This window comes from Halococcus dombrowskii, assembly GCF_022870485.1.
GTDB classification, from domain to species: Archaea; Halobacteriota; Halobacteria; order Halobacteriales; family Halococcaceae; genus Halococcus; species Halococcus morrhuae.
In genome coordinates this window covers 1,064,744-1,089,176 of record NZ_CP095005.1, presented here as the reverse complement: position 1 = coordinate 1,089,176, position 24,433 = coordinate 1,064,744, and the positions used below count along the sequence as shown (strand labels likewise).

General features: G+C 66.1%; 27 protein-coding genes. 7 read left to right on the top strand and 20 right to left on the bottom strand.

Annotation, left to right across the window (positions count from 1 at the left end):
* Window positions 1–47 precede the first annotated feature (47 nt).
* The 3 genes from MUK72_RS05875 to MUK72_RS05865 form a co-directional block, all read right to left on the bottom strand.
* Complete coding sequence (locus tag MUK72_RS05875; protein WP_004055889.1) at window positions 48–227, bottom strand: HVO_0416 family zinc finger protein; 180 nt, start codon at window positions 225–227, stop codon at window positions 48–50.
* Between the two features lie 104 nt (window positions 228–331).
* Window positions 332–1,837 carry a carboxypeptidase M32 gene (locus MUK72_RS05870; protein ID WP_244704765.1) on the bottom strand — a complete coding sequence of 502 codons (1,506 nt, stop codon included), beginning with the start codon at window positions 1,835–1,837 and terminating at the stop codon, window positions 332–334.
* 25 nt (window positions 1,838–1,862) lie between these two features.
* Window positions 1,863–2,981, bottom strand: coding sequence for a M20 family metallopeptidase (locus MUK72_RS05865; RefSeq protein WP_244704762.1), 1,119 nt, complete (start codon window positions 2,979–2,981; stop codon window positions 1,863–1,865).
* Window positions 2,982–3,062: 81 nt separating this feature from the next.
* Between MUK72_RS05865 and MUK72_RS05860 the strand changes: the two genes are divergently transcribed.
* Window positions 3,063–4,940 (top strand): PINc/VapC family ATPase, encoded by a 1,878-nt coding sequence (locus MUK72_RS05860; RefSeq protein WP_244704760.1) that lies wholly within the window; start codon window positions 3,063–3,065, stop codon window positions 4,938–4,940.
* Window positions 4,941–5,271: 331 nt separating this feature from the next.
* Here MUK72_RS05860 and MUK72_RS05855 read toward each other — a convergent pair whose 3' ends face one another.
* From MUK72_RS05855 to MUK72_RS05820, 8 genes are all read right to left on the bottom strand, one after another.
* Entirely contained in the window at window positions 5,272–6,834 is a 1,563-nt protein-coding gene (locus tag MUK72_RS05855; protein WP_244704758.1) for a TrkH family potassium uptake protein, read from the bottom strand.
* A 39-nt stretch (window positions 6,835–6,873) separates the two neighbouring features.
* Complete coding sequence (locus tag MUK72_RS05850) at window positions 6,874–8,364, bottom strand: TrkH family potassium uptake protein (protein ID WP_244704756.1); 1,491 nt, start codon at window positions 8,362–8,364, stop codon at window positions 6,874–6,876.
* On the bottom strand, window positions 8,364–9,698 hold the full coding sequence (trkA, locus tag MUK72_RS05845; protein WP_244704754.1) for a Trk system potassium transporter TrkA: 1,335 nt from the start codon (window positions 9,696–9,698) through the stop codon (window positions 8,364–8,366). The genes MUK72_RS05850 and trkA overlap by 1 nt, the downstream gene beginning before the upstream one ends.
* Before the next feature lie 79 nt (window positions 9,699–9,777).
* Window positions 9,778–10,320 (bottom strand): plastocyanin/azurin family copper-binding protein, encoded by a 543-nt coding sequence (locus tag MUK72_RS05840; RefSeq protein WP_244704752.1) that lies wholly within the window; start codon window positions 10,318–10,320, stop codon window positions 9,778–9,780.
* Window positions 10,321–10,454: 134 nt separating this feature from the next.
* The gene (locus MUK72_RS05835; protein ID WP_244704750.1) at window positions 10,455–11,324 is read right to left on the bottom strand and encodes a sulfurtransferase; all 870 of its coding nucleotides are present in this window, start codon (window positions 11,322–11,324) and stop codon (window positions 10,455–10,457) included.
* A 96-nt stretch (window positions 11,325–11,420) separates the two neighbouring features.
* On the bottom strand, window positions 11,421–12,158 hold the full coding sequence (locus MUK72_RS05830) for a helix-turn-helix domain-containing protein (protein WP_244704748.1): 738 nt from the start codon (window positions 12,156–12,158) through the stop codon (window positions 11,421–11,423).
* A gap of 51 nt (window positions 12,159–12,209) precedes the next feature.
* Window positions 12,210–13,214: a YeiH family protein gene (locus tag MUK72_RS05825; RefSeq protein WP_244704746.1), complete on the bottom strand. Its 1,005-nt coding sequence runs from the start codon at window positions 13,212–13,214 to the stop codon at window positions 12,210–12,212.
* Window positions 13,208–13,369 carry a hypothetical protein gene (locus tag MUK72_RS05820; RefSeq protein ID WP_244704744.1) on the bottom strand — a complete coding sequence of 54 codons (162 nt, stop codon included), beginning with the start codon at window positions 13,367–13,369 and terminating at the stop codon, window positions 13,208–13,210. Before MUK72_RS05820 ends, MUK72_RS05825 begins: the two co-directional genes overlap by 7 nt.
* Window positions 13,370–13,577: 208 nt before the next feature.
* Between MUK72_RS05820 and MUK72_RS05815 the strand changes: the two genes are divergently transcribed.
* The 4 genes from MUK72_RS05815 (at window position 13,578) to MUK72_RS05800 (ending at window position 17,032) form a co-directional block, all read left to right on the top strand.
* A complete protein-coding gene (locus MUK72_RS05815; protein WP_244704742.1) occupies window positions 13,578–14,390 on the top strand; it encodes a helix-turn-helix transcriptional regulator in 813 nt (270 codons plus the stop codon).
* Between the two features lie 132 nt (window positions 14,391–14,522).
* Complete coding sequence (locus tag MUK72_RS05810; RefSeq protein WP_004055875.1) at window positions 14,523–14,663, top strand: rubrerythrin-like domain-containing protein; 141 nt, start codon at window positions 14,523–14,525, stop codon at window positions 14,661–14,663.
* A 52-nt stretch (window positions 14,664–14,715) separates the two neighbouring features.
* Window positions 14,716–14,886, top strand: a complete 171-nt coding sequence (locus MUK72_RS05805) for a DUF7838 family putative zinc beta-ribbon protein (protein ID WP_244704740.1) — start codon at window positions 14,716–14,718, stop codon at window positions 14,884–14,886.
* Between the two features lie 106 nt (window positions 14,887–14,992).
* Window positions 14,993–17,032: a hypothetical protein gene (locus tag MUK72_RS05800; RefSeq protein ID WP_244704738.1), complete on the top strand. Its 2,040-nt coding sequence runs from the start codon at window positions 14,993–14,995 to the stop codon at window positions 17,030–17,032.
* A gap of 1 nt (window position 17,033) precedes the next feature.
* Here the strand turns inward: MUK72_RS05800 and MUK72_RS20185 are convergent, their stop codons facing one another.
* The 7 genes from MUK72_RS20185 to gcvT form a co-directional block, all read right to left on the bottom strand.
* On the bottom strand, window positions 17,034–17,165 hold the full coding sequence (locus tag MUK72_RS20185; protein WP_280518316.1) for a DUF7503 family protein: 132 nt from the start codon (window positions 17,163–17,165) through the stop codon (window positions 17,034–17,036).
* 269 nt (window positions 17,166–17,434) lie between these two features.
* Window positions 17,435–17,626 (bottom strand): hypothetical protein, encoded by a 192-nt coding sequence (locus MUK72_RS05795; protein ID WP_244704736.1) that lies wholly within the window; start codon window positions 17,624–17,626, stop codon window positions 17,435–17,437.
* A gap of 83 nt (window positions 17,627–17,709) precedes the next feature.
* Window positions 17,710–18,141: a CopG family ribbon-helix-helix protein gene (locus MUK72_RS05790; protein ID WP_244704734.1), complete on the bottom strand. Its 432-nt coding sequence runs from the start codon at window positions 18,139–18,141 to the stop codon at window positions 17,710–17,712.
* A gap of 70 nt (window positions 18,142–18,211) precedes the next feature.
* Window positions 18,212–19,639, bottom strand: a complete 1,428-nt coding sequence (gcvPB, locus tag MUK72_RS05785; RefSeq protein ID WP_244704732.1) for an aminomethyl-transferring glycine dehydrogenase subunit GcvPB — start codon at window positions 19,637–19,639, stop codon at window positions 18,212–18,214.
* On the bottom strand, window positions 19,636–20,964 hold the full coding sequence (gene gcvPA, locus MUK72_RS05780; protein WP_244704731.1) for an aminomethyl-transferring glycine dehydrogenase subunit GcvPA: 1,329 nt from the start codon (window positions 20,962–20,964) through the stop codon (window positions 19,636–19,638). Before gcvPA ends, gcvPB begins: the two co-directional genes overlap by 4 nt.
* Before the next feature lie 84 nt (window positions 20,965–21,048).
* Entirely contained in the window at window positions 21,049–21,432 is a 384-nt protein-coding gene (gcvH, locus tag MUK72_RS05775) for a glycine cleavage system protein GcvH (protein WP_244704729.1), read from the bottom strand.
* A complete protein-coding gene (gene gcvT / locus MUK72_RS05770) occupies window positions 21,429–22,523 on the bottom strand; it encodes a glycine cleavage system aminomethyltransferase GcvT (protein ID WP_244704727.1) in 1,095 nt (364 codons plus the stop codon). The genes gcvH and gcvT overlap by 4 nt, the downstream gene beginning before the upstream one ends.
* Window positions 22,524–22,601: 78 nt before the next feature.
* Between gcvT and MUK72_RS05765 the strand changes: the two genes are divergently transcribed.
* Entirely contained in the window at window positions 22,602–23,381 is a 780-nt protein-coding gene (locus MUK72_RS05765) for an inositol monophosphatase family protein (protein WP_244704725.1), read from the top strand.
* Between the two features lie 25 nt (window positions 23,382–23,406).
* On the opposite strand, the gene MUK72_RS05760 is transcribed toward MUK72_RS05765, so the two are convergent.
* Window positions 23,407–23,637 (bottom strand): hypothetical protein, encoded by a 231-nt coding sequence (locus tag MUK72_RS05760; RefSeq protein WP_244704723.1) that lies wholly within the window; start codon window positions 23,635–23,637, stop codon window positions 23,407–23,409.
* A gap of 105 nt (window positions 23,638–23,742) precedes the next feature.
* On the opposite strand from MUK72_RS05760, the gene MUK72_RS05755 reads away from it, so the two are divergent.
* Window positions 23,743–24,189 (top strand): NYN domain-containing protein, encoded by a 447-nt coding sequence (locus tag MUK72_RS05755; RefSeq protein WP_004055864.1) that lies wholly within the window; start codon window positions 23,743–23,745, stop codon window positions 24,187–24,189.
* Window positions 24,190–24,258: 69 nt separating this feature from the next.
* On the opposite strand, the gene MUK72_RS20180 is transcribed toward MUK72_RS05755, so the two are convergent.
* Window positions 24,259–24,387: a hypothetical protein gene (locus MUK72_RS20180; protein ID WP_275039136.1), complete on the bottom strand. Its 129-nt coding sequence runs from the start codon at window positions 24,385–24,387 to the stop codon at window positions 24,259–24,261.
* Between the last annotated feature and the right edge of the window lie 46 nt (window positions 24,388–24,433).

The window sequence follows — 24,433 nt, the reverse complement described above, 5'->3', positions numbered from 1 at the left end:
GCGCGCTGGGCAGGGACGACACTTACCGGCTTCGCCCCGGTCTAACGTTAATCGGCTCGCGGCGACCAGCCACAGACCGAACACGTGCTCGCGTCCGTTTCGTGAAGGCCGCCGCAGTCGGGACACTGCTTCTTGTTGTAGCTCTCCTCCCACCCCGGCGAGTCGGTGTCGTGACCACGTCCCGAGAGAAAATCGTCGATGTCGTTCTCGTTCGATGCGGTTGCCATGCGTGTTACGTCATGGCACACCACTCATATAGCTCTGGTGGTTGACCCACACCTCTGCCGGAAGCGGACCGAGAGATATCGAGGGCGAATCGCTGAATCCGTCCTCAGAGATCGTACAGCGCGCCGTATTTTTCGCTCGTGTAGTCGAGGAAGTAGTCGGCGGTGAACGCCTCGCCGGTGGCCTCCTCGATGAGGTCGGGTGTCGTGTAGCGCTTGCCGTGCTGATGGACGTTCTCCGTGAGCCACTCGTGGAGCGGGCCGAATTCGCCCGCCTCGACGTGTCCGTCGAGATCGTCGATGGCCTCGTCGGCGCTCGCGTACAGCTGAGCCGCGAGCACGCTGCCGAGCGAGTACGTCGGGAAGTATCCGAAGGAGCCGTGCGACCAGTGGATGTCCTGCAGACAGCCCTCGGCGTCGGTGTCGGGCCGAACCCCGAGATACTCCTCCATCTTGTCGTTCCAGACCTGGGGGACCTCGGCCACGTTGAGATCGCCTTCGATGAGCTCGCGCTCGATCTCGAACCGGAGGACGATATGCATGTGGTAGGTCAGTTCGTCGGCCTCGATCCGGATGGGGTTGTCGTCGTACACCCGATTGGCAGCTTCGTAGGCGTCACGGGGTGTCACGCCGTCGAGTTCTGGGAACCGCTCGCGGACATGGGGCACGAACAGCGACCAGAACGGCTCCGAGCGTCCGACGTGGTTCTCCCAGAATCTGGACTGGGATTCGTGGACCGAGAGGTTCCGGTTCTCGCCGAGCGGACTCCCGTGTTTCTCGTCGGGTAACCCCTGCGTGTAGGTCGCGTGACCGAACTCGTGGATCGTGCTCGTGAGCGCGCCGAGCATGTCGTCGTCCTCGTAGCGCGTCGTCACGCGCGCGTCGAAGGTGGTGCCCATCGAGAAGGGATGTGGCGCGGTGTCGAGACGGCCCCGATCCCAGTCGTAGCCCAAGGTGTCGAGCGCGTCGCGCGTGAGCTCCTCCTGCGTCTCGGGATCGAACTCGCCAGCGAACGGACTCGCGAGTTCGACATCGCTCTCACCCACCGCGTCGATGAGCGGGACGAGTTCCTCGCGCAGACGTTCCAGGATTCGCTCGGCAGTATCGAGCCCGAGATAGGGTTCGTAGTCCTCGAACAGCACTTCGTAGGCCGGGCGGTCGGGGTCGATCTGCTCGGCGTAGTCGCGCTTGAGGTCGATGAGCTTCTCAAGAACGGGTGCGAATTTCGAGAAGTCGTCCTCGGCTTTGGCCTCCTTCCAGACCGGCAGCGCCTCGCTCGTGGTCCGCGAGATATCCTCGACCAACTCCGTCGGCACGCGCGTCGCGCGCTCGTACTGGCGACGGATCTCGCGGACGGCGGCGGCTTCCTCGTCCGTGAGGTCCGCGCTCTCGGCGGCATCGAGCGCGTCGCCCATCGCTTCCTCCGTGAGGAGTTCGTGGCTCGTCGCCGACAGCGCCGAGAGCTGCGCCGAGCGCGCGGGCGTGCCGCCCTCGGGCATCATCACCTCCTGGTCCCAGTTGAGGATCCCCGCCGCACCCTCGATGTTCGAGATGCGCTCGTAGCGGTCGAGAAGTTCCTCGTAGGCAGCGGTCTGCGTGGCGTCGGTTGCCATACCCGAATCCCGGGGCGGTGGCCTATCAATTCTCGCCTCCCGACGCCGCGCCCCGGTAGATGTCGTAGCACCGATCCAGCACGTCGAGCGAGACGCTCTCCTCGCTCGTGTGGGCCTCGCCCGGTTCGGCAGGACCACAGACCACACACGTCACCCCTGCCTCGGCGAGCCAGCCTGCGTCGGTCGCGTGTGGCTTCGTCACCAGTTCGGGGTCGCCGCTCTGTGCGCCGTCAGCGGCCGAGAGCACCCGCTGGGCGAACGCCTCGTCGTTGCAGGCCATCGGTGGGAGGTCCTGATCGACGACCCACTCAGTACTCTCGTTTTCGACTCGCGAGAGCGGCGCGCGCTCGCCAGGGACTGTGCGCTCGTCGACCGTCACCGAACAGGATTCGGGGAGCACGTTCCACGCCGACCCGCCCTCGATCTCGGTGACGACGACGCTCCCCTCCACGTCCTCGCCGAACACCTCGGCACTCGGCCCGTCCATCCCTCGGATCGCGTCGACCGCCTCGCCAGCCCGATAGATGGCGTTCTCGCCGGCCTCGGGTTCGCTTGCGTGCGCGGCCGTTCCGTGGGCGGTGATGGTGCTTGCGCGCCGGCCCTTGTGCGCGATGGCGACGTCGGTCACGCCGGCTGCCGAATACCCCGTCGAGCCTTCGCCGACGATTGCGCAGTCGGGCGCGAATCCCTGATCAATGGCGTAGCGTGCACCCTCGCCACCGATCTCCTCGCCGACGAAACTGGCAAAGACGAGTTCGATAGTGGGATCCGCGCCGTCGGGCTGTGCCCGACTCTTCGAGGTGCGTGGCACCTCGCTATCCCGAAAGGCGCACATCGCAGCTGCGACAGCGCCCTTCATATCCGCCGTCCCGCGGCCGTGGAGTCGCCCATCGCGCTCCTCGACGACGTATTCGCCGTCCTCGACCTGCAAATCGTCCGGCGGTACCACGTCGTGATGGCCGACGAGCGCGAGCGACTCCTCACCACTCTCGCGCCGAGCGATGACGTTGCCGACCTCGTCGCGGGTGACGGCGGCGTCAGTCTCGCGGCGGAGCCAACTCTCGATGAAATCGCCCGCTTCGGTCTCGTCGTCGTGGCTCGGGATCGCAACGAGGTCGCGAGTGAGTTCCGTGACGGTGGACATGGCGGGCGGTCGGGCAGCGGCGCATAAGCGCTTTCGCCCGCGCTTGAACATCCTTATGCCGCTCGCCGGCCCAGTGATGGTATGACTATCGTCCCGGACACGAGCGCGGTCATCGACGGTCGCGTGTCCGAACGAGCGGCGAGCGGTGGGCTCTCCGGCGAGACGGTCGCGATCCCCGAGGCGGTCGTCGCCGAGCTCGAAGCGCAGGCCAACGACGGCCAGGAGACCGGCTGGGAGGGTCTCGACGAGCTCCAGCGGCTCGCCGATCTCGCCGACGATGGCGAGATCGAGATCGACTACATCGGCCGGCGACCCGAAGCGAGCGAGCGCCACAGCGCCGACGAGGGGAGCGTCGACGCGCTCATCCGCGACCTCGCGGCCGACCACGAGGCGACGCTGCTCACGAGCGACGAGGTTCAGAGCGAGGTCGCCCGTGCCACCGGGCTTGCCGTCGAGTACGTCGATCCCGAGGTCCGCGAGGTCGAGACGTTGGCGATCGAGGAGTTCTTCGACGACGAGACGATGAGCGTCCACCTCAAGACGGGCGTGCCCCCGATGGCAAAGCGTGGGACAGTTGGGGAAATGCGTTTCGAGGCAATCGGCGACGACGAACTCACCGAGGGCGAGCTCCGCGAGTGGATCGACGAGATCGAGAGCGCGACACACGCCTCCAGCGAGGGGTTCGTCGAACTCGACAAACATGGCATGACGATCGTCCAGTTCGGCGAGTACCGGATCGCGCTCGCGCGACCGCCGTTCGCCGACGGGCTGGAGATCACGGCGGTCCGGCCGATCGCCGAGACCGAGCTGGCGGACTACGACTACGCCGAGGACCTCCGCGAGCGCCTGCTCGATCACCAGCGCGGCGTGCTCGTCGCTGGCGCGCCCGGAGCGGGCAAATCCACTCTCGCGGGGGCGATCGCCGAGTTCCTCGCCGATTCGGACTTCTCGGTGAAGACGATGGAGAAACCGCGCGATCTGCAGGTCGACGCCGAGGTGACCCAGTACACCGAGCTCGACGGGAAGATGGAGAACACGGCCGATTCGCTGCTGATGGTCCGGCCGGACTACACCATCTACGACGAAGTGAGAAAGACCGAGGATTTCTCGGTGTTCTCCGACATGCGCCTCGCGGGCGTCGGGATGGTCGGTGTCGTCCACGCGACGCGGGCCATCGACGCGCTCGGGCGACTCGTGGGTCGCGTCGAGCTGGGCATGATCCCGCAGGTCGTCGACACCGTGGTGTTCGTCGAGGCCGGCGAGATCGCCACCGTCTACGACGTCGAAACCGAGGTCAAGGTCCCCGAGGGGCTGATGGAGGAGGACCTCGCACGACCCGTCATCCAGGTTCGTGACTTCGAGACGGGTCGTCCGGAGTACGAGATCTACAGCTTCAACCGGCAGGTCGTCACCGTGCCGGTCGGCGACGCCGAGAGCGAGGACAGCGGCGTCGACAAGATCGCGAAACAGGAGATCGAGCGGGAGATCCGGTCGGTCGCGCACGGGAGCTGCGAGGTCGATCTGAAAAGTGCGAACACCGCCGTGGTCTACGTCGAGGACGCCGACATCTCGACGGTGATCGGCAAGGGCGGCGGGCGCATCACCGACATCGAGAACAGACTGGGGATCGATATCGACGTGCGAACGTTCGACGAGCGACCGGGCGGACGATCCGGCGGCGGTGCTGCTGGCGGGTCGAGCGGCAGCACGGGCGGCTCGGTGGGCGGTGGCAACGGTGCGGGCGATATCGTCACGCCCGAGATCACCGCTCGACACGTCGTCATCCCGATGGAGGGGCACGCGGGCGAGACGGTCGAAGTCCAGGCCGATGGCGAGTATCTGTTCACGGCGACGGTCTCGCGCGGCGGTGAGGTGCAGGTCTCGCGCGGGAGCGCCATCGCCGAGGAGCTGGAGCAGGCCATCGATCGCGGGCGGCAGGTCACGGTCGCGCCGTCGTAGACGACCACAGTCGGCTGATTTTCTGCGATTCGCGCGGTGCAGCAGCCGCGGTGCGGCTGGCGGTCCCTGGTGGATGAAGGGCGAGCGCGACCGGAGGGAGCGCGAGGGCTTCGGCGGAGGCGGTGCTGTGTGGTTGTGGAGCTGTCGGCTGGAGCGCGTCCGGCGTCAGCCGGGCGCGCTCCGACGGGAAAAGTAGGCCTGCGGTGCAGAAGCGGCAGATAGCGGACTCAGCGCGGGCCGGGCCACGCGCCCGGCACGCGCAATGCGTTGCGGTTGCGGCCTGGTGGACATGAAAAGGGCGAGGCGCGCCGCGAAGGCGCGCCGAGGGCTTTCAGGTGCGCCAGTAGGACGGTGTGAGCAGCACGAGCACGGGCAGGATTTCGAGCCGGCCGATCCACATCAGGAAGGTCATGAGCAGTTTCGAGGTGGCCGGGAAGGCGAGGTAGTTGTTCATCGGGCCGACAGCGCCGAAGCCGGGGCCGACGTTGCCGAGGGTCGAGGCGATGGCGCTCGTGGCTTCGAGTGTGGAGATGGTGTAGCCGACGCGCCAGGAGTCGATGACGATCAGGAGACTGGCGAGGGCGAAGAGGGCGACGTAGAGTAGCGTGAAGGCGTAGATGCCGCGGATGGCGCGCTCGTCGATGACGCGGCCGGCGAGTCGGACGGGCGACACCGCTTCGGGGTGGACGGTCGTGAAGAGTTCGCGCCGGAGGGATTTGACGATGACCACCCAGCGGATGATCTTGACCGCACTGCCGGTCGAGCCGGCCGAGCCGCCGATGAACATCGCGAAGAGGAGGATCGTCTTCGCGGGTGCGCTCCACGTGGTGAAGTCCATGTTGGCGAAGCCGGTGGTCGTGATGATGGAGACGATGTTGAACAGGGCGTGACGCAGCGCGTCCTCGACCTGTCCGATGATGGGCGGAACGGCGTCGGTGACGGTTTCGATGCCGGCACCGGTGAAGAGGAGGCCCGCGATGACGGCGGTCAGCACCCCGATGATGCCGACGTACGACCGGAACTCGGTGTCCTGTGTCAGTTTCTCCGGGTTGCCGGTGAGCGCGTGCCAGAACAGCGCGAAGTTGGCACCGGCGGCGATCATGAACGGGATGATGAGCCACTGGACGGCCGCCGAGAACGCTTCGATCGAGCGGGCTTCCGGCGAGAACCCGCCCGTGGGAAGCGTCGTCAGCGCGTGCGAGACGGCGTTGTACAGCTCCATGTTCGGCGCGAGACCGCCGAGATGGAGCCCGTAGAGCAGCACCATTTCGAGGACGGTGAAGCCGAGATAGACCAGCCAGAGAACGCGCGCGGTCTCGGCGATGCGTGGGGTGAGCTTCTCGATGCCCGGGCCGGGCGCTTCGGCGTCCATCAGCTGTGCGCCACCGACCGAGAGTTCGGGGAGGATCGCGACCGCGAGCACGACGATCCCCATGCCGCCGAGCCACTGGGTGAGCTGTCGCCAGAGCAGGAGGGCGTGTGAGTGCTGGGCGAACGAGATCTCGCCCATCATCGTCGCGCCGGTCGTCGTGAACCCACTCATCGACTCGAAGAGGGCGTTGATCGGGTGGGCGAGCGTCGATCCGGTGCCCATCCCCGCGAGGAGATAGGGGACGGTGCCGACGAGCGCGACGACGAGCCAGGTGAGCGCGACCATCAGGAACCCCTCGCGCGTGCCGAGATCGGGATCGGGTTCGACGCGTTCGAGCGCCAGTCCGACGATCACGGTGATGAGGAACGCGATGGCGAACGTCAGCACGTCACGGCCGTAGAAAAGCGCCACCGCGAGCGGGACGAGCAGGGTCGCCGAGAGATATTTCACGACCGTGCCGACGAGACCGATACTCGTCCGCCAATCGACGCGCAGCCGACTCGACGACCACTTCGAAGCCACGTTCGCGTTGGCGGCTGTCGCCGGGATCAATCTATCGCTCTACGATCGCCAGAACGCGCGCGTAAAGAGCACGAGCACGGGGACGATCTCGATGCGCCCGATCCACATCAGTATCGTCATGACGAGCTTCGTCGCGACGGGAAAGCCCGCGTAGCTACCGTAGGGGCCGGCGAAGCCGAAGGCCGGGCCGATGTTGAGAAACGTCGAGGCTGCCGCACCCATCGCCTCGAACTCGCTGAGAGCGACGGCGGACCACGTGGTATCGACGACGATGAACACCGTCAGCAGCGAAAAGATCACGACGCTCACGAGCGTGTAGGTGTAGATATCGCGGATGGTGCTCTCCTCGACCGGCGATCCGGTCAGCCGTACCGGTCGGATCGCCTCCGGATGGATGGCGGTGAAGAGATCGCGTCGGAACGCCTTCAGGACGACCAGCCAGCGCACGGTCTTGATCGAGCAGGTCGTCGAGCCGGCCATCCCGCCGACGAACATCCCGACGAAGAGGACGTGGCGCGACAGCGGCGACCACAGGTCGAAATCGACCGTCGCATAGCCCGTCGTCGTGACGATCGAGACCACCTGAAAGAGCGCGTGGCGCAGCGTCGTCTCGACGGTCCCGAAGCGATCGTTGACGAACAGCGAGATGGCCACCAGCGCGGTCGCGCCGAGGACGATCGCGAGATAGAACCGGAACTCCTCGCTCGCTCGCAGGCGGCTCGGATCGCCCTGCAGGAGATAGTAGAGCAGGACGAAGTTGGTCGCGCCGACGAACATGAAGGGGATCGTCGCCCACTGGACGGCCGGCGAGAACGCGCCGATGCTCGCGGCCTCCGGCGAGAAGCCGGCCGTCGAGACGGCGGTGAGTGCGTGTGCGACCGCGTCGTACAGCGACAGCGCCGGTGCGAGGCCGCCGAACGCCAGCACGAGCAGGACGACGACCATCAGTCCCGTGAGTCCGGTGTAGATGCCGCCGAGCAGGCGTGCGGTCTCGGCGATCTTCGGCGCGAGCTTGGTGACGTCCTGGGTCTGGGTTTCGGTCTCCATCAGCTGTGCGCCGCTGACCGACAGCTCCGAGAGCAGCCCGACGGCGAGCACCAGGATGCCGAGACCGCCGAGCCACTGGAGGACGCTGCGCCAGAGCAGTATCGATCGCGAGTGCAGGCCGAAATCGGTGATGACGGTCGCGCCGGTGGTCGTGATGCCGCTCATCGACTCGAAGAGGGCGTTCACCGGGCTGGCGAACACTCCCGCACCGGTGAGAACGAAGGGAACGGTGCCGACGAGAGCGACCGCGAGCCAGGCGAGCGCGACCAGCAAGAATGCCTCGCGCGGGCCGGGAGCCGAGCGTTCGAAGCGTTGCAGACCGGTGCCGACCGCGAGCGAAAGCAGCGTCGGCACGACGAACGGGAGCAGCGAGTCGCCGTAGAGGGCGGCCACGCCGACGAGCACGGCGAGCGGGACGGCAAGCGCCTGGAGCACGGTGCCGAGAAGGCTCGCGCTCGTGCGGACGTCGACCCGAACCGCCATCAAAGCCGGCTCGCGACCGCGTCGACGGCCTCGGTTTCGACGAAGACGACGACGTGGTCGCCGACTTCGACGACCGTATCGCCCCGAGGCGTGATGAACTCGCCGTCACGCGTGATCGCGCCGATCGTCACGCGGGCCGGGAGATCGTCGGTGGCGTCGGTGATCGGCCGCCCGGCGAGCGCGCTGTCGTCGTCGATCTGGATCTCGAGCACTTCGGCGCGGTCGTGGTCGATGATGGCGACGTTCTCCATGCGGCCGTCGAGCGTGAACCGGATGATCTCCTCGGCGGTCGCATCGCGCGGGTTGATAGCTGCGTCGACGCCGACCGCCTCGAACAGATCGGTGTATTCGCCGCTTTCGACGACGGCGATCGTCCGATCGACGCCGACGCGATCGGCGAGCAGCGAGGCGAGCAGGTTCTTCTCGTCGGAGCCGAGCGCGGCGATCGCCACGTCCGCGTCGCCGACGTGTTCGCGCGTGAGGAACTCCCGGTCGGTCGCATCGCTCGACATCACCGTCGTCTGCGGGAGGCGTTCGGCGAGCTCGCGAGCACGGTCGGGGTCGTTTTCGATGAGGCGCGGCTGCAGCCCCCGATCTTCGAGCAGTTCGGCCGTCTGGACGGCGATCTCGCTGCCACCGATGATGACGACGTCACGGTTCTCGTCGCGGTCGGTCGCGAGATCGGCGGCGAACGCGCGCGTGCTCTCGGCGCTGCCGATGACGACGATCTCGTCGCCGGTCGCCAGTTTCGTCTCGCCGTCGGGGACGATCAATCCGTCCTCGTGGAGCACGGCCGCGACGGTGAGCTCGTTGAACTGGTCGTCGGCCTCGGCGACCGTCTGGCCCGCGATCGGGCTGTTCGTGGGAATACAGAACTCCGCCAACAGGACGCTCCCCTCGGCGAAGACGTCGACGTTCTGGGCGGCCGGCAGCCCGATGATGCGGGTGATGGTCTCGGCGGCCAGCAGGTTCGTCGAGACCATGAAGTCGACGCCGAAGGCACCGCCGGACTCCTCCCACGTCTGGAGGTAGTTCGTCGATCTGACGCGGGCGATGGTGAACGCGTCGCTGGCGGTTTTGGCCGTCGCGCAGGTGACGATGTTCGTCTCGTCGTCGTCGGTGCTCGCGATGAACAGGTCGGCCGCGCCGACGTTGGCCTCCCGCAGCGTCGCGAGCGACGTGCCGTCGCCCTCGATGGCGAGCACGTCGAGCGAGTAGGTGAGCGATTCGACGCGGCTATCGTCGGTGTCGATCACGACGACCTCGTGGTCGTCGTCGAGGCTCTCGGCGATCGAGGAGCCGACCTGTCCGGCCCCGACGATGATCACGCGCACGGGGATCGCCCTCTGACCATACCGACAGTTCGTAGCGGCGAGTAAGTGGATTTCCCTTTCAGCGTCGGTTCGCCGAGCCTCACTCCGAGACCGTGACCGTGCCGACCATCCCCGAACTCACGTGTGGGATGCAGACGTAGGTGTACTCGCCGGCCGTCTCGAAGGTGTGTTCGTAGGTTTTGCCCTCCTCGACCACGGCGTAGGGGTCGCCGTCGTACGACGAGAACGGCTCCGCCCCATCCGGAATGCTCACCTCTTCGTTGTCCTCCGGCACTCCGCTGACGTTGTGGCCGGCGCTCTCGAACTCCCACGCCACCGTGTCGCCGACCGATACTTCGACCGCTTCCGGGTCGAAGACGAGCCGTCCGTCCGGGCCGGACGCTACCGTGGTCGTCTCGCCACCGCTCGCGCTACTGTTGCCGCTCGTACCGCTCGTCGATCCGCCGCTCTCGCTCGTGGCGTTCCCACCGGTCGCGGTTTCGTCACCGCTCCCCCCGCTCGCCGTCCCGTTGCTGCCATCGCCGCCGTCACCGGCGGAACCGCTGCTGCTACAGCCCGCCGCGAGCACGGTACCGGTCGTGGCGATGCCGGCGAGGAACCGCCGCCGATTCGTTCGTTGCATTCGCCGAGAGCTTCCACGAGGACGGACAAAAGACGTTGGATATCGTCGTGTTCGGCGGCCTGCGCTACCGATGAGCACGATCCCGCAGCACGATTCCCTGCGTGCCGTCGTCGTGTCGGGAGAGAGTGAGTGAGCTACTCGCCGCGGATGCCCGCCCGCCGGCCGCGCTCGATCGGCGCGCCGACGGTGTTGCCCCACTCGACCCACGAGCCGTAGTAGTTGCGCACGCTCTCGTAGCCGAGCAGTTCGTGGAGGACGAACCAGGTCAGCGCCGAGCGCTCGCCGATGCGACAGTAGACGACCACCTCCTCGTCGATGCCCGCCTCGCGATAGATCCCGCGGATGGTTTCTTCGGATTTGAAACGGCCGTCGGCGTCGACGACCTGGCTCCAGGGAACGTTCACCGCGCCGGGGATGTGGCCGCCGCGCTGGACGCCCTCGTTCCAGCCCGGCGGTGCGAGCACCTCGCCGCGGTACTCCTCGGGGGTTCTGACGTCGACCAGCGACGTGCCGCGTTCCATCGCCGTCTCGACCTCCGTGCGGTCAACTCGAATCGCTTCGTTCGGGCTCGCGCCGGCGTACGACTGCGGGCTGAATTCGGGTATCTCGTCGGTGAGCTCGTAGTCCGCGGCGAGCCAGCCGTCGCGCCCGCCGTCGAGCAGGCGGACGTCGGCGTGGCCGTAGTAGCTGAGCAGCCAGTAGCCGTAGCCGGCGAACCAGTTCATCATGTCGCCATAGACGACGACGGTCGAGTCAGGGGTAATGCCGATCTCGGCGAGCAGTGCCTCGAAGTCGGCGACCGACGGGATGTCGAACGCCGTCGAGTCCTGGAGGTCCTCCTTCCAGTCGAGCTTCGTCGCCCCCGGGATGTGGCCCGTCTCGTAGCTGCTCGGATCGAGGTCGACTTCGAGCAGGCGGGCGGCAGGGTCGTCGGCCACGAACTCGTCGAGGCGCGCCTCGACCCACTCCGGCGGAACGAGCACGTCCGTCGCGTGGTCGGTCATCGCTTACCGTCCGCTAGGTCGCAATGGCTATTAAACCCGTGCTGTCGGCTACCGATGACGTGCCGATCGCTTCCGGGTGACATCCTGGAAACGAGGCTATCGGAGCCAGCGATCGCGCTCGTCGTCGGCGACGTAGCGACGCGCGAGCTGGCTCTCGGCCTGCCGGAGCCGGTAGGAGAGCGTCGAGCGGGGGATGTCAAGCGCGTCGGCGAGCTCGTCGAGCGTCGTCTCTCGGGGCGTCTCGTAGTAACCATCCTCGACGGCCGCCTGGAGCGCCGCGCGCTGTTCGGCCGCCACCGAGACCGACGCCAGCGAGTCGCGCTGCCAGCCGTCGGCGTCGCGGAGATGCCCCATCCGAAAGGAGAGCCCCTCGCGCAAGCGGGCGGCGATCTCGTCGTAGAGTACACCCACCTTCGCGTCCGAGCGCATCAGCACGCGCCAGGAGTGACGGTTTTCGCTTCGGAGGGTTTCGAAAACGAGTCCGGGCGGGAGATGTTTTCCCGAGAGAGTGTGGACGGATTCGCAGGCGCTGATCCCGTCGAGATAGGTGTAGATGACGAGTCGGTCCTCGCCGCGTTCGAGCACGTCGTGATAGCGTGTCGCATCACAATCGCGTTCGGTGAGCGACTCCCCGCAGGTGTCGTCGTCGAAGCGGATCGCCTCGATGCGGTCGAGCGTCGCCGGCGAGCCGGCGATGCGCTCGATGCGCCAGAACCGCTCCTCGGTCACGAAACCGTCGAGCGAGCGCGCCACCGCGTCGGGATCGTCGATGAAGGCGTCCATGATGGGGTCGGTCCCGCGCTCGTACTCGATGGTGAACGTGAACTCCCGCATCCATCCCACCGTTCGGCGCGCGCGAAAAGAACATGCCGTTTCGGCAGCCGTCTAAAACAGCGTCGTGAGGACGACCAGACAGACCGTGCTCACGCAGATGAGGCTCACGAGCACGACGAGGACCGGCTTGACCCCCGTCGAGCGGAGTTCGTCGAGGCGGATGTCGAGCCCGAGGCCGGCGAAGGCGAACAGGAACAGCCAGTCGGCGGCGTGTTCGAGCGAGGCGAGCTGGGCCCCGCCGAGCACGCCGGTGTTCGCGACCAGCATCAGTCCCAGAAAACCGAGCACGAACTTGGGGAACGAGTGCCAGAGATAGCCCACGCCACCGGGAACGGCGTCCTCGCGCTCCCCGCCCGAGCGGCGGATGTAGTAGAGCGCGTAGGCGATGGCCGCGAGGCCGATGAGCGCGTTGCGCGTGAGCTTGACCAGCAGCGCCCACTGGCCGGCTGCCTGCGAGAAGGCGAACCCGGCGGCGGTCACAGGACCGGTACTGAACATCGTCAGTCCTGCCCAGACACCGAAGACCTTGTCCGAGAGCCCGAAGAGGTGGCCGAGCGCCGGATAGGCCAGCAGCGTCACGGCGTCGAACAACAATACTGTGGCGGCCGCGTAGGCGATCTGGTCCTCGTCGGCCTCGATGCTACCGGCCGTCGCGACGACCGCCGAGACGCCACAGATGCTCGACCCGGCGGCGAGCAGCGAGCCGATCTGTTCGCGGATGCCGAACGCGCCGCGTGCGAGCGCCTCGACGGTGAGGATGGTCGTCATCACCGTGGCGATCACGAGGAGGAGAATCGTCGGGCCGGCGTCGACGACGCGATCGAGGGCGACGCTCGCGCCCATCAGGACGATCCCGCCTTCGAGCCAGAGCTTGTTCGTTCCGACGCCGGCGCTCGCCCAGTCGGGCACGCCGTAGAGGTTGCCGACGACCAGCCCGATGACGATGGCGAGGATCAGGTGGCTCGTCGGGACGACCGTCGCGAGCGCCCGCGCGGCCAGCCCGATGACGACGAGCACGCCGATGCCCGGTAGCACCGACTCGCGGACGTTCACCACGGGATCTGCACGCCGGCGGCGACGATCACCAGGACGAGCGCGCCGAGCACCACCGCCTGCCAGTCGTGCGGGAGCTCCGTCCAGTAGCTGGCCACCGCCCTCGTTGCGCTCGATTCGCCACCCACCGTGCCGCCGCTCTGCTGTTCGTTACTCATCGGTTCCCCGTTCGTCGCGATCGATCCCGTTTCGACCCGTTCGATCAATACGTCGCATCTTGCTTGTCCGTCCGGCGATGGCAATCATAGCCCTTCGTTTGGCGCACGCCAAATTTCGCTCTCACGTCTGCGCTCCAATGAGGTCGAGTCGATCGACCCACTTTCGGAGATACGTTTATTACCGATGTTGAACAATAGCACACGAACGATGAACACCGAGCGCCTCGTCGAACTGATCAGGCGTGCGCCGGTGCTCGCGGCGTTGCAAGACGCTGAATCGATGGACCGGCGCGACCTCGAAGCGGAGCTCGACGTCTCGAAGTCGACGGTTCATCGCCTCACGCGCTCGCTCCGCGAGCACGGGCTCATCGAGCGCGAGGCGGGTGCGTTCGTGCTCACGCCGCTGGGGCGGGCGTGCGCCCGCGAGGTCGCGTCGTTCACGGCGACCGTCGAGACGGCGTGGGAGCTCGCGCCGGTGCTGGCCGCCGCCAACGCCCACGACGTCGCCTTCGATATGGCGGCGTTCGCCGACGCGACCGTGACGACTGCCGCGCCCGGCAACCCGTACCGGCCGGTCGAGCGGTTCATGACGCTCGTCGACGCGACCGACGAACTCCGTGGGCTCGATCCGGCGATCATCAACCCGCTGCATATCGACGCTCTCCACGAGCGCATCGTCGGCGGGATGGTGACCGAGGTCGTCTTCCCGACGAGCGTCGTCGCGGAGCTGCTCGAAACGAACCCCGACCGCGCCGAGCGGACGTTCGCGAGCGGCAACTTCTCGATCCTGGTCCACGACGAGCTCCCCTTCGGGTTGACGCTCTGTGCCGAGCGCGTCGGTGTCGGCAGCTACGACGACGACACCGGGCTGCTGCGAACGTATGCCGATACCGACGCGCCCGCCGCCCGCGAGTGGGCCGAGGCGGTCTACGACGACTACCGCGACGCCGCGATCCCACTGGGCGAACACCCCGATCTCGCACGGCTCCACCCGGGCATGACCGTCGGTGAGAACGAGTAACCCCATCGGCCACTCGCCGGGGGCGTCCGGTCTGTGGCATACATACGGACGCCCATCGCGTCCGCATAGGGCATAGTGGTTATATAACATAGCTGCATAAGTATTATTAATACTGACTGTCTATGGCTGTGTATGTACGATGTCGTCGAGGAGTCCGCACGCGAGTCGACATACGAGTGCCTCCAGTGTGGGAAGATCGTCGAGCGAACGACGCATCCGGGTGCGTGTTCCTGTGGTGGGAGTTTCCAGAACCGAGCGATGTCGCTCGAATAGGGTCGGATCGCGAAACCAGTAGATTGAGGGCCGCCGACCGTTATCCGACGATATGAGCCTCGAACGCGAACAGCACTGTCCGGTGTGTGACGATCAACAGGTGTTCTACCGCGCGGCGAGCACGATGATGCATCTCGGCGAGAAGACGAAGTGGCGCTGTCCCGACTGTGACTACGGGTTCGTCACCATCGGCGAGGACGTCGACTCCAGCGCATCGGCGTAGTTCGATCGACGCCCATACGCTTTTGCTGTCGCGACGACTCATCATAGCCAACTGGATGGGTCGATGAGATGACGAACCGAACGGCTGCGTGCCGATGACACAGCCCATGTTCGAGCAAACGGAGGGTGGGCTGGCGGTCGTGGATCCAGTCGAGCGCCATCGATACGAACTGGCGACGGGTGCAACGCGGCCGACGGCAGTCGAGCCATCACGATTCCTGTTTCCCGTCGAGAGCGCGGTGTCGGTCCGGACTGACAAGATCACGCTGCCGAGCGTGGTGTCGGTACACGTCCGCGATGAGTCGGGCGTAGTGGTCGCCCGTGCCGAACATCACGCGGAAGAACAGCTCCCCGCTGGCGAGTATATCGTCGAAGTGAGCGCACCGGTAAAGCTGTATTTCCGCGTGGAAGCCGCGCTCGGCATTACTGCCGACGCGAAGGGAATGGCGATCGAGTTCGAGGGCGAGCGCGAGGTGCTGATCGGCGCGCGCTCGCACCACGAGCGACCGGCGACGACGGTGCAAACGCCGGCCGACCCCGAGGCGATGATGGAGGCGATTTCGACGTTCGGGTCGGCCCTGAAGACGACGACGCCCGAGCGATCGTATCCGACCCTGCGGGGCCATCCGCCGACGGTCGAACTCGGTGATTCCCTGGATCTAGCGGGACTCGAACCGCCCGACACCGGCGTGACCATCGAGGTCCCTCCCGAATACGAATCGATCTACGCGATTGCGCCGCTCGCGTACTATCTTGGTGCGACCGTCGAGTCGGGTGCGGACCCACTGCTGCGGACCGATCGCGGGTTCGAGCAGTCGCTCGCCGGTTCGCAGGGGTTCGAGCAAACGGTCGCGCGGACGCTCAAGCAGACCTTCTTTTTGGACTGTCTCACCCGGACCGAGGGGCTGTATCCGGTCGATCTTCACGAGCGACGGGTGCTGGAGGGCGAGCTGGGACTCGATTTCCCGACACTCTACGAGCAACCGCTGGCGGCCCAGCTCGAAACGTATCTCTCGATCCCCTACCGGACGATCGCCGAGCACCTGCCGACCTGGAAGCTCACCGCGAACGTCGCGGCGACGCCAGCGAGCATCGAGCACCTGCCGTTCGTCGTCGCCGATCTCGCCGTCGTTCGGTCGGTGAATCCGGCGACCAGCCCGGGGGAGATGGCGTCCGCTGTCGAGAGAGCGACCAACGAGGGCGGTCGGTTCGTCGACGGACCGGCCGCCATCGATATCCAAGAGCCGTTCGTGCGGCCCGAGCCGGTCGATTCGCTGGAGCAAACGTGGATCGGCGAGGGAACGCCGCTGGGGGCGAGCAAGGCGTCGCTCGCGGCCTATCGGAACCGGCTGGAGCGGACGCCGGCGGAGGGTGACATCGAGATCACGGTCGTCTGCAACGACGCGGCGATGGATGACGAGCGCGTCGTCGAGGCGAGTTACGGCGAGCGGGCCGATCTCCCCTTCGACGTGACTGTCGCCCACGATCTCACCACCGACGAGTTGGCGGACGTACTCGCCGCCCGGACGGACTTCCTCCACTACATCGGCCACGTCGACGACGAGGGGTTCGCGTGCGCGGACGGCCGTCTCGACGCCCGACAACTCGATTCCGTTGGTGTCGACGCCTTCCTGCTCAACGCCTGCCAGTCGTATCGGCAGGGGATGGCGCTGATCGAAGCCGGTGCCATCGGTGGAATCGTCACGATTTCAGATATTCTCAACAGCGAGGGTGCCAAGATGGGTCGAGCGCTTGCACGTCTGCTCAATGCTGGGTTTCCACTGGGCTCTGCACTCGAAATCGCACGTAGTGAGAGTATTATGGGTGATGAATATCTGGTCGTGGGGGATGGCGAGATAGCGATCGCGCAGGCTGCTCATCTACAACCCAATCTCTGTGAAATCGAGCGCAGTGACAACTCATTTCGGGCAACATACAAGACGTTTCCCACATCCTGGGACGGCATTGGAACCGTTGTCCGGCCGGAGATCGGAGATAACACGGATCATTATATTTCGTCGGGTGACGTGGAATCTTTCGATGTTACGGAAGAGGAACTCCTCGAATTTCTGTCGCTTGAGGACATTCCCGTGATAGTGCGGGAGAAACTGAACTGGAGCCGGAGTGTTGATAGCGAATCCGTATGAGTTAGGGGCCAACTATTCCGGTGTGATTGGCCGCCACGGCTCCCATCTGTGACAGCAGCACGGTCAGACTGAACAGCGCGGCGAGCGTTTTCGGATGACGGTACAGGTACGTTCGGAGTTGGTCATCGGACATGACATTCTCACCCATACATGCCCCGGATATGAATATTTCCGAATGTATCCTACAAGAATAATAAAAATATTATTTCTGCTCCCATATACTAAATACAATTATGTTTTCCGATTCGGCCGATAGTACCGGTGAGCAGTCGTGGCAACGGCTTTGAGGGGATGGCGTATTTGCGTTGTTACCAGTTACCAATGCAGGTCGTAGCGAGGACGAACAGCACAGTCATCGCTCGTGCGGCTGTCAGGGGTGCTGATCGACGCGGCAAAGAACGCTTACGAGAGTTTCGTACGCAGATCGTCCCAACAGTCGGGACAGACCTGTCGATCGACGCAGTAGCGCTTGATCTCGGCTTCGTCGCCCATGAACTGCTTCGTCGACCGTGTCGTGTCCTCGATTTCGAGGGTCACGCAGTGGCGGGGTCGTTCCTCCGAGACGCCCGCGCCACAGAGTGGACACGCTGCCATGCAGTATCCCTTTGTGATACGAGCACATAAATCTATCTAGCTATCACCGAAGATATCCTTCCGTCGGACGAACCCCGACCGTTCTATCCGCTGTCGGCGAGCGGGCCGGCGAAATCGTCGACCGGCATCACCGAATAGTCGACGGTGAGGGTGTTCTTCGTCGCGCGGATCTGTCCGACGAACGCCGAAATCGCCTCCAGCGAGCCATCGAGGATGAACAGCTCCATGCAGTAGCGGTTGCCGACGTGGCTGTGGAAGTTCGCGGCGACGAGCCCCTCGTGTTCGTGGCGCAGCCCCATCAACCGCTCCTCGACGCTCGTGGTCTCGTAGTTGAACAACACCGTGACGACGCCCATGAGTTCGCGATCCTCCAGCCGGGCGTCCTCGAACTCGCCGAGGAGGTCGCGTGCGGCGTCACGAACCACCTCGCTGCGCCCGGTGTAGCCGTGATCGTCGGCGAACTCGTCGATCCGGTTCAGTAACTCCTCGGGCATCGAAACGCTGACGACGGTCATGTGTCAACCCTCGTCGGCTGCACTACTAAACCTTAGCAACACAGCGCGATAACAGAGGCTGCGTTGTGAATCAGTCGTCGAGCGCCTGCCAGGACAGCCGCGGGTTCCGTGCGGCGTCGGCCTGATCGATGCGACCTGCTGCGGTCCGTTCGGGCGCGGTTTCGAGCGCCTCGTCGCCATCGTCGGCTGCGTGGTTGAACGCGCGCGCGAGTTGGTCGAGCGCCGCTTGGGTCTCGGCCTCAGTCGGCTCGGTCATCAGCGCTTCGTCGACGATCTCGGGCCACTTCGTCGTCGGCGGATGGACGCCGTAGTCGAGCATCCGTTTCGCGACGTCGGCTGCGTCGCGGTCGGCACTCGCGACGAACTCGTGGTGGAAGGGTGAGAATGGGATCTCGTACTCTATCTGACTGGCGAGGTAGTTCGCGTTCAGCACGGCTTTCGCGCTCGTGTCCGTGAGCCCGCTGTCGCCGAGTCTGGCGATGTAGGCATAGGTCTTGAGCAGCACGAGCCAGTTGCCCGCGAACCCGTGGACCTTGCCGATCGTGTGCTCCGGCTCGACCCGTTCGTACTCGCCGTCGCGCTCCTCGATCTGTGGTGACGGGAGGTAGGGCGCGAGCTCCTCGACGACGCCGACCGGCCCGGCTCCGGGGCCGCCACCGCCGTGGGGCGTCGCGAACGTCTTGTGGACGTTGTAGTGCATCACGTCGAAGCCCATGTCGCCCGGTCGCACGCGCCCGAGCAGCGCGTTGAGGTTCGCGCCGTCGTAGTAGAGCAGCCCGCCCGCCCCGTGGACGATCTCGGCGATCTCCTCGATGTCGCGCTCGAACAGACCCAGGGTGTTGGGATTGGTGAGCATCAGCGCTGCCGTGTCGTCGCTCACCGCCGCTTCGAGCGCGTCGACGTCGACCCGTCCGTCCTCGGCGCTCGGCAGCGAGACGACCTCGTAGCCCGCGAGCGCCGCGCTGGCGAAGTTCGTGCCGTGAGCGCTCTCGGGGACGATAATCTCGTTGCGATCGTTGCCATGCTCCTCGTGGTAGGCCTTCGCGACCAGGATGCCCGTGAACTCGCCGGCGGCCCCGGCGGGCGGCTGGAGCGTCACACTGTGCATGCCGCCGATGCGCGCGAGATACGTCTGGAGGTGATGGCGGAGTTCGAGCGTCCCCTGCGTGCTCGCCGCCGAGCGCGCGGGATGGGTTCCGGCTCCCGGCAGCGCCGCCACGTCCTCGGTGAACTTCGGGTTGTACTTCATCGTACAGCTGCCAAGCGGGAACGGCCCGCTCTCCACGCCGTAGTTCATCTGCGAGAGGCGCGTGTAGTGGCGGGCGAGCTCCGGCTCCGAGGGGTCCGGTAGTTCGACCGACTCACGAGTGAGGTCGTCGGGCAGCGGCGACTCGTCGACCGTGACCTCCGTCGAGCGCTTCTCGGCGAGCAGCGGTTCGTAGCTGCCCGCGTTCTCGTCGCCGTCCTCGCGCGTCCACGTGGCCTGATCGTATCTCATGCGACCACCTCGACGGCCGCGGCGAGATCCTCGATCTGTCCGGCGTTCGTCTCGGTGACACAGATCTGGAGGAGCTGGTCGTCGATGGCGTGCACCGCGAACCCTTCGTCTTCGAGCTCCTCGCGCATATCGGCGGCCGATCGGTCGGTCCGGACGGTGAACTCCCGGAAGTGGTGACGGTCGTGGGCCGGTGCCTCGACGCCGTCGATGTCGTCGAGCCGGTCGGCGAGATCGCGTGCGTTCGTCACGCAGTCCTCGGCGAGCCCGACGAGTCCATCGGCACCGAGCCACGCGGCGTGCATCGCGGCTCTAAGTGCGACCCACGCCTGGTTCGTACAGATGTTGGACGTCGCGCGCTCGCGGCGGATGTGCTGTTCCCTGGTCTGGAGGGTGAGCGTGTACGCCCGGTTCTCGTCGCTGTCCTCGCCCACACCGACCAGTCGTCCCGGCACCTGCCGAAGGAAATCCTCGTGTGTCGCGAACAGGCCGAGTCCGAGCCCGCCGCTCGCGCCGAGCCCGAGCGCCGCGTCGCCGACCACCACGTCGGCCCCGACGCTTGCGGGTTTTTCGAGCAGCGACAGCGCAACCCCGTCCGTGCCGAGACAGAACAGCGCGCCGTGCTCGTCGGCGAGTTCGCCGATCTCGCTCAGGCCTTCCTCGATGGTACCTCTCACAGTGGGATTTTCGGCGTACACCATCGCACAGTCGTCGTCGAGCGCGTCGGCGAGCGCGTCGCGGTCGGCGTTGCCGTCGGCCATCGGGTAGCGCTCGATCGTCGCGTCGGTGCCGGCGAGATAGTTCTCGAGCACCGCGCGCCGCCCATCGGCGAGCAGTTCGGGAATCAGCACCCGCGTTCCGTCGATCGAGCGTGCTCGGAGCGCGAGCGTCGCGGCCTCGCCGAGCGCGCTCGCACCGTCGTACATCGAGCAGTTCGCGATCTCCAATCCCGTGAGCTCGACCAACATCGACTGATACTCGAACAGCGCCTGGAGGAACCCCTGTGCGACCTCGGGCTGGTACTGCGTGTACGAGGAGAGGAACTCCGACCTGTCCGCAAGGTGGTCGACCATCGACGGCACGTAGTGGTCGTAATGACCGCGGCCGAGAAACGCCGTGAGATCGTCGTCGCGGTCGAGGTGGAGCTGTATCTCGTGGCGGATCTCGCGCTCGCTGCGCGGTGCGATACCGAACTCACCGTCGAAGCGAACGTCTTCCGGAATGTCGAACAGCGCTTCCTGACTCTCGACGCCGATCGCGTCCAGCATCGCCGCCGTCTCGGCGTCGGTATGTGGCGCGAACGGGCTTCCACGGCCGGTATCGCTCATCGCCGCCCTCCCGTGACAAGTGGGGACATTCGATACCGGGCGTCGGGTCGCAGTCCATATCAGACCGTCGGTCTCGGTGACGCGTTACTCGATCTGGTCGCGGTATTCGTCCGCGCTCAGCAGTTCGTCGAGACCGCTCTCGTCGGCGAGATCGACCTCGACGAGCCAGCCCTCACCGTAGGGATCGTCGTTGAGCAGTTCCGGCGCGTCGAGCAGCTCGTCGTTCGTCGCCGTCACGGTGCCCGTCACCGGCGAGTAGAGATCCGAGACGGCCTTGATCGACTCGACGACGCCCAGCTGTTCGTCGTGGGCGATCTCCTCGCCTTCGTCGGGGAACTCAACGAAGACGATGTCGCCGAGCTCGTCCTGGGCGAAGTCGGAGATCCCCACCCGTGCGGTGCCGCCGTCCTCGCTGGCCCATTCGTGACTCTCCATGTAGCCGCGGTCGTCGGGAACGTCGAAGCTCATCGTTCGTAGAACGGGAGCGCCGTGATATGTGCATCTTTCGCCTCGCCGCGGACGACGATGCCGACCTCGGTTCCTGGATCGGCGTGATCGGCGGGCACGTAACCGAGCCCAATCGGCACCCCGAGGGTGGGGGCCATCGTTCCGCTCGTCACCGTGCCGATCGTCTCCCCGTCGCCGTTCTGAATATCGTAGCCGTGGCGGGGCACCGCGCGCTCGTCGAGTTCGAAGCCCGCGAGCCGCTCGTCGGGCCCCGACTCCTCGACCGCGGCGAGCGCGTCCCGGCCGACGAACTCGGTATCGGTGTCGACCGCGAAACTGATGCCCGCCTCGTAGGGATTCCGGGGGTTCTCCTCGCTATCGAAGTCCTGGCCGGCGAGCAGGAGGCCGGCCTCCATGCGCAGCGTGTCGCGAGCGCCGAGCCCGCAGGGCTGGCAGTCGAACGCCTCCCAGACCGCCTCGGCGTCCGCCGACGGGAAGATCACCTCGAAGCCGTCCTCGCCGGTGTAGCCCGTGCGCGCGAGCAACCCTTCGCTCCCGGCGATCGTCGCATCGGTCGCCGCGAACGTCGGGAGCTCCGCGAGCGCATCGTCGCCGGTCGCCTCGGCGACGAGGTCGGCCGAGTCGGGCCCTTGAACCGCGATCATCGCGTACTCCTCGGTGCGGTTCTCGACCGTGGCGTCGAGGTCCCACTCGTCGCGGTGGGACTCCCAGCGCTCCTCCATCGTGACGTCGTTGCCCGCATTCGGAACGAACAGGAATTCATCACTGTGGCTCTCGGGCAGTCGATACAGCATCGTGTCGTCGAGGATCACCCCGTCGGCATCGGTGATCGCCGCGTACTGGGCCGTGCCGGCGTCGACCGTTCGCACGTCGTTGCTGGTGAGTCGGTTCATCAGTTCGTCGGCGTCGGGGCCGGAGACGACGATCTCGCCCATGTGCGAGACGTCGAACTTGCCGACTCCCTCGCGAACGCTCTCGTGTTCGGTACGGATCGAGTCGAACTCGACGGGCATCTCCCAGCCGCCGAACGCCGTCGTTTTCGCGCCGCGGCTCTCGTGGGCCGCACCCAGTGGTGGTGTACGAAGCGCCATACCGCCACCTCACGCCGCGGGGTCTAATGGCTTGCTTCCGGCGACCGATTTTTACACCCCGGCGTCGTCGCGTTCGTCATGACAGAGACCCGGGCCGAGCGCGCAGCACGAGCGGCCGACGTCGGCGCGAGCGTCGCGCTCGAATCGTTCCGCGGCGAACTCGCCGTCGAGACCAAGTCGACCAAGACCGATCTCGTCACCGAGACCGATCGTGCCGCCCAGCGCCGCACGATCGAGTGCATCCACGAGGCGTTCCCCGACGACGCCATCGTCGGCGAGGAGGCGGACACCAGAAAGACCGTGCCCGAATCGGGCGCGGCCTGGATCGTCGATCCCATCGACGGGACGAACAACTTCGTGCGCGGGCTCGGCATCTGGGGGACGGTCGTCGCCGCCGTCGAGGACGGACAGACGGTCGCCGCGGCCACGATATTGCCCGTTCTCGGCGACAACTATCTCGCCGACGAGGATGAGGCGACGCTCAACGGCGAGCCGATACGCGTGAGCGCGCGCGAGGATCCGGAGACGTTCGTGATCACGCCGATTCTCCTCGGCGGCGAGTTCGGAGCCACGGTGGGTGCGCTCGCCGAGCGCTTCGGCGACGTCCGTCGGTTCGGTTGCTCACAGGCGACGCTCGCGGCGGTCGCCGGCGGCTCGCTCGACGCCGCCGTCGCCACCGCGCGCCTGAGCCCCTGGGATACGGTCGCGGGCGTGCACATGATCCGGTGTGCCGGCGGGACGGTGACCGATCTCGCGGGCGAGCGCTGGCAGCACGACAGCGACGAACTGATCGCCTCGAACGGCGAAGCACACGAGGAGCTTCTCGTCACGCTGCGTGACGCTGCAGAAAACTCGTAGCAACCGTGCCGCCCGCGCCGGGTCGTTAGCTGCTGTGCGGCGGTTCGTCGCGGTGGTTGTCCGGGTTTTCGGCCTCGCGGGCGGCCGCCTCGCGCTTTTCGGACTCGACGTCTACCTCGCCCTCGGCGGCTTCCTCGCGAGCCTGCTCCGCTTCCTCTTTGCGTTTCCGTCTTGCTTTCTCGCTCACGTCGTCCTCGGGGTCTTCTTTCTCCTTCGCGAGCGTGACGTCGCGCTCGTGGGGGCTGTTCTCGCTCATACGTGGCCGCCGGTTCGTTGCGCACTTCAGTCTCCGTCCTGCCTGTGATGGGTGACGTGACGCCGACACCGCCACGGCTTTGTCCGTCCTCACGGAAGTCGGTGCATGCGCGAGCGGCTTCGTGAGGCGGTGTCGGGATCGAGCGACGAGCCAGCGGTCGGCCTGTTCGTCGACGGTCCGAATGTCCTCAGAAACGAGTTCGACGTCGATCTCGACGACGTCCGCGCGCTCGCCGACGAGCGCGGTCGCCTCTCGGTTGCTCGGCTCTATCTCGACGAGCACGCCACGCCGGGGCTGATCCAGGCCGCCGAGGCGCGCGGGTTCGAGGTCTGCATCACCAGCGGCGACGTCGACGTCAAACTCGCCGTCGACGCGACCGCCGCGATCGACGATCTCTCGCTGCTGACGATCGCCTCACGCGATACGGATTTCAAACCGGTGCTCGAACACGCCGCCCGCCGGGGCGTCGAGACGTTCGCCATCGCCCCCGGCGAACACGGGCGCTCGGACGCGCTGCGCAACGCCGCCCACGACGACGTAACGCTCGAATGAGGTTTAGCAAGCGGAACCCTCGCCCTTCAGGGCGGGGTGTAAGCCCACTAGCGGCTACATGGCCGGATCTCAATCGTTTTCAAGCTCTTCAGCCGCGAGAATCAGCATCCCGCGCCACGTCAACCCGTGGTTCTCCTTTGCTGTATTCAGTCGCTCGTACTGCTCGTCGGTCACTTCGATGTGTAGGGAGCGCCCCATGCCCACATCCACAAAGACAACACTAATGGATGTTCTGACTACATCT

What these genes read in the sequence shown, in the direction of transcription:
- MUK72_RS05805 (WP_244704740.1), top strand. Translation starts at nt 14,716, where the DNA reads ATGAGCCTCGAACGCGAACAGCACTGTCCGGTGTGTGACGATCAACAG.
- MUK72_RS05795 (WP_244704736.1), bottom strand. Translation starts at nt 17,626, where the DNA reads ATGGCAGCGTGTCCACTCTGTGGCGCGGGCGTCTCGGAGGAACGACCC.
- MUK72_RS05835 (WP_244704750.1), bottom strand. Translation starts at nt 11,324, where the DNA reads ATGACCGACCACGCGACGGACGTGCTCGTTCCGCCGGAGTGGGTCGAG.
- gcvH (WP_244704729.1), bottom strand. Translation starts at nt 21,432, where the DNA reads ATGAGCTTCGACGTTCCCGACGACCGCGGCTACATGGAGAGTCACGAA.
- MUK72_RS05840 (WP_244704752.1), bottom strand. Translation starts at nt 10,320, where the DNA reads ATGCAACGAACGAATCGGCGGCGGTTCCTCGCCGGCATCGCCACGACC.
- MUK72_RS05810 (WP_004055875.1), top strand. Translation starts at nt 14,523, where the DNA reads ATGTACGATGTCGTCGAGGAGTCCGCACGCGAGTCGACATACGAGTGC.
- MUK72_RS05850 (WP_244704756.1), bottom strand. Translation starts at nt 8,364, where the DNA reads ATGGCGGTTCGGGTCGACGTCCGCACGAGCGCGAGCCTTCTCGGCACC.
- gcvT (WP_244704727.1), bottom strand. Translation starts at nt 22,523, where the DNA reads ATGGCGCTTCGTACACCACCACTGGGTGCGGCCCACGAGAGCCGCGGC.
- MUK72_RS05820 (WP_244704744.1), bottom strand. Translation starts at nt 13,369, where the DNA reads ATGAGTAACGAACAGCAGAGCGGCGGCACGGTGGGTGGCGAATCGAGC.
- MUK72_RS05765 (WP_244704725.1), top strand. Translation starts at nt 22,602, where the DNA reads ATGACAGAGACCCGGGCCGAGCGCGCAGCACGAGCGGCCGACGTCGGC.
- MUK72_RS05865 (WP_244704762.1), bottom strand. Translation starts at nt 2,981, where the DNA reads ATGTCCACCGTCACGGAACTCACTCGCGACCTCGTTGCGATCCCGAGC.
- MUK72_RS05815 (WP_244704742.1), top strand. Translation starts at nt 13,578, where the DNA reads ATGAACACCGAGCGCCTCGTCGAACTGATCAGGCGTGCGCCGGTGCTC.
- MUK72_RS05800 (WP_244704738.1), top strand. Translation starts at nt 14,993, where the DNA reads ATGTTCGAGCAAACGGAGGGTGGGCTGGCGGTCGTGGATCCAGTCGAG.
- MUK72_RS05870 (WP_244704765.1), bottom strand. Translation starts at nt 1,837, where the DNA reads ATGGCAACCGACGCCACGCAGACCGCTGCCTACGAGGAACTTCTCGAC.
- MUK72_RS05755 (WP_004055864.1), top strand. Translation starts at nt 23,743, where the DNA reads ATGCGCGAGCGGCTTCGTGAGGCGGTGTCGGGATCGAGCGACGAGCCA.
- MUK72_RS05830 (WP_244704748.1), bottom strand. Translation starts at nt 12,158, where the DNA reads ATGCGGGAGTTCACGTTCACCATCGAGTACGAGCGCGGGACCGACCCC.
- gcvPB (WP_244704732.1), bottom strand. Translation starts at nt 19,639, where the DNA reads ATGAGATACGATCAGGCCACGTGGACGCGCGAGGACGGCGACGAGAAC.
- MUK72_RS05860 (WP_244704760.1), top strand. Translation starts at nt 3,063, where the DNA reads ATGACTATCGTCCCGGACACGAGCGCGGTCATCGACGGTCGCGTGTCC.
- MUK72_RS20180 (WP_275039136.1), bottom strand. Translation starts at nt 24,387, where the DNA reads ATGGGGCGCTCCCTACACATCGAAGTGACCGACGAGCAGTACGAGCGA.
- MUK72_RS05790 (WP_244704734.1), bottom strand. Translation starts at nt 18,141, where the DNA reads ATGACCGTCGTCAGCGTTTCGATGCCCGAGGAGTTACTGAACCGGATC.
- MUK72_RS05875 (WP_004055889.1), bottom strand. Translation starts at nt 227, where the DNA reads ATGGCAACCGCATCGAACGAGAACGACATCGACGATTTTCTCTCGGGA.
- MUK72_RS20185 (WP_280518316.1), bottom strand. Translation starts at nt 17,165, where the DNA reads ATGTCCGATGACCAACTCCGAACGTACCTGTACCGTCATCCGAAAACG.
- gcvPA (WP_244704731.1), bottom strand. Translation starts at nt 20,964, where the DNA reads ATGAGCGATACCGGCCGTGGAAGCCCGTTCGCGCCACATACCGACGCC.
- MUK72_RS05760 (WP_244704723.1), bottom strand. Translation starts at nt 23,637, where the DNA reads ATGAGCGAGAACAGCCCCCACGAGCGCGACGTCACGCTCGCGAAGGAG.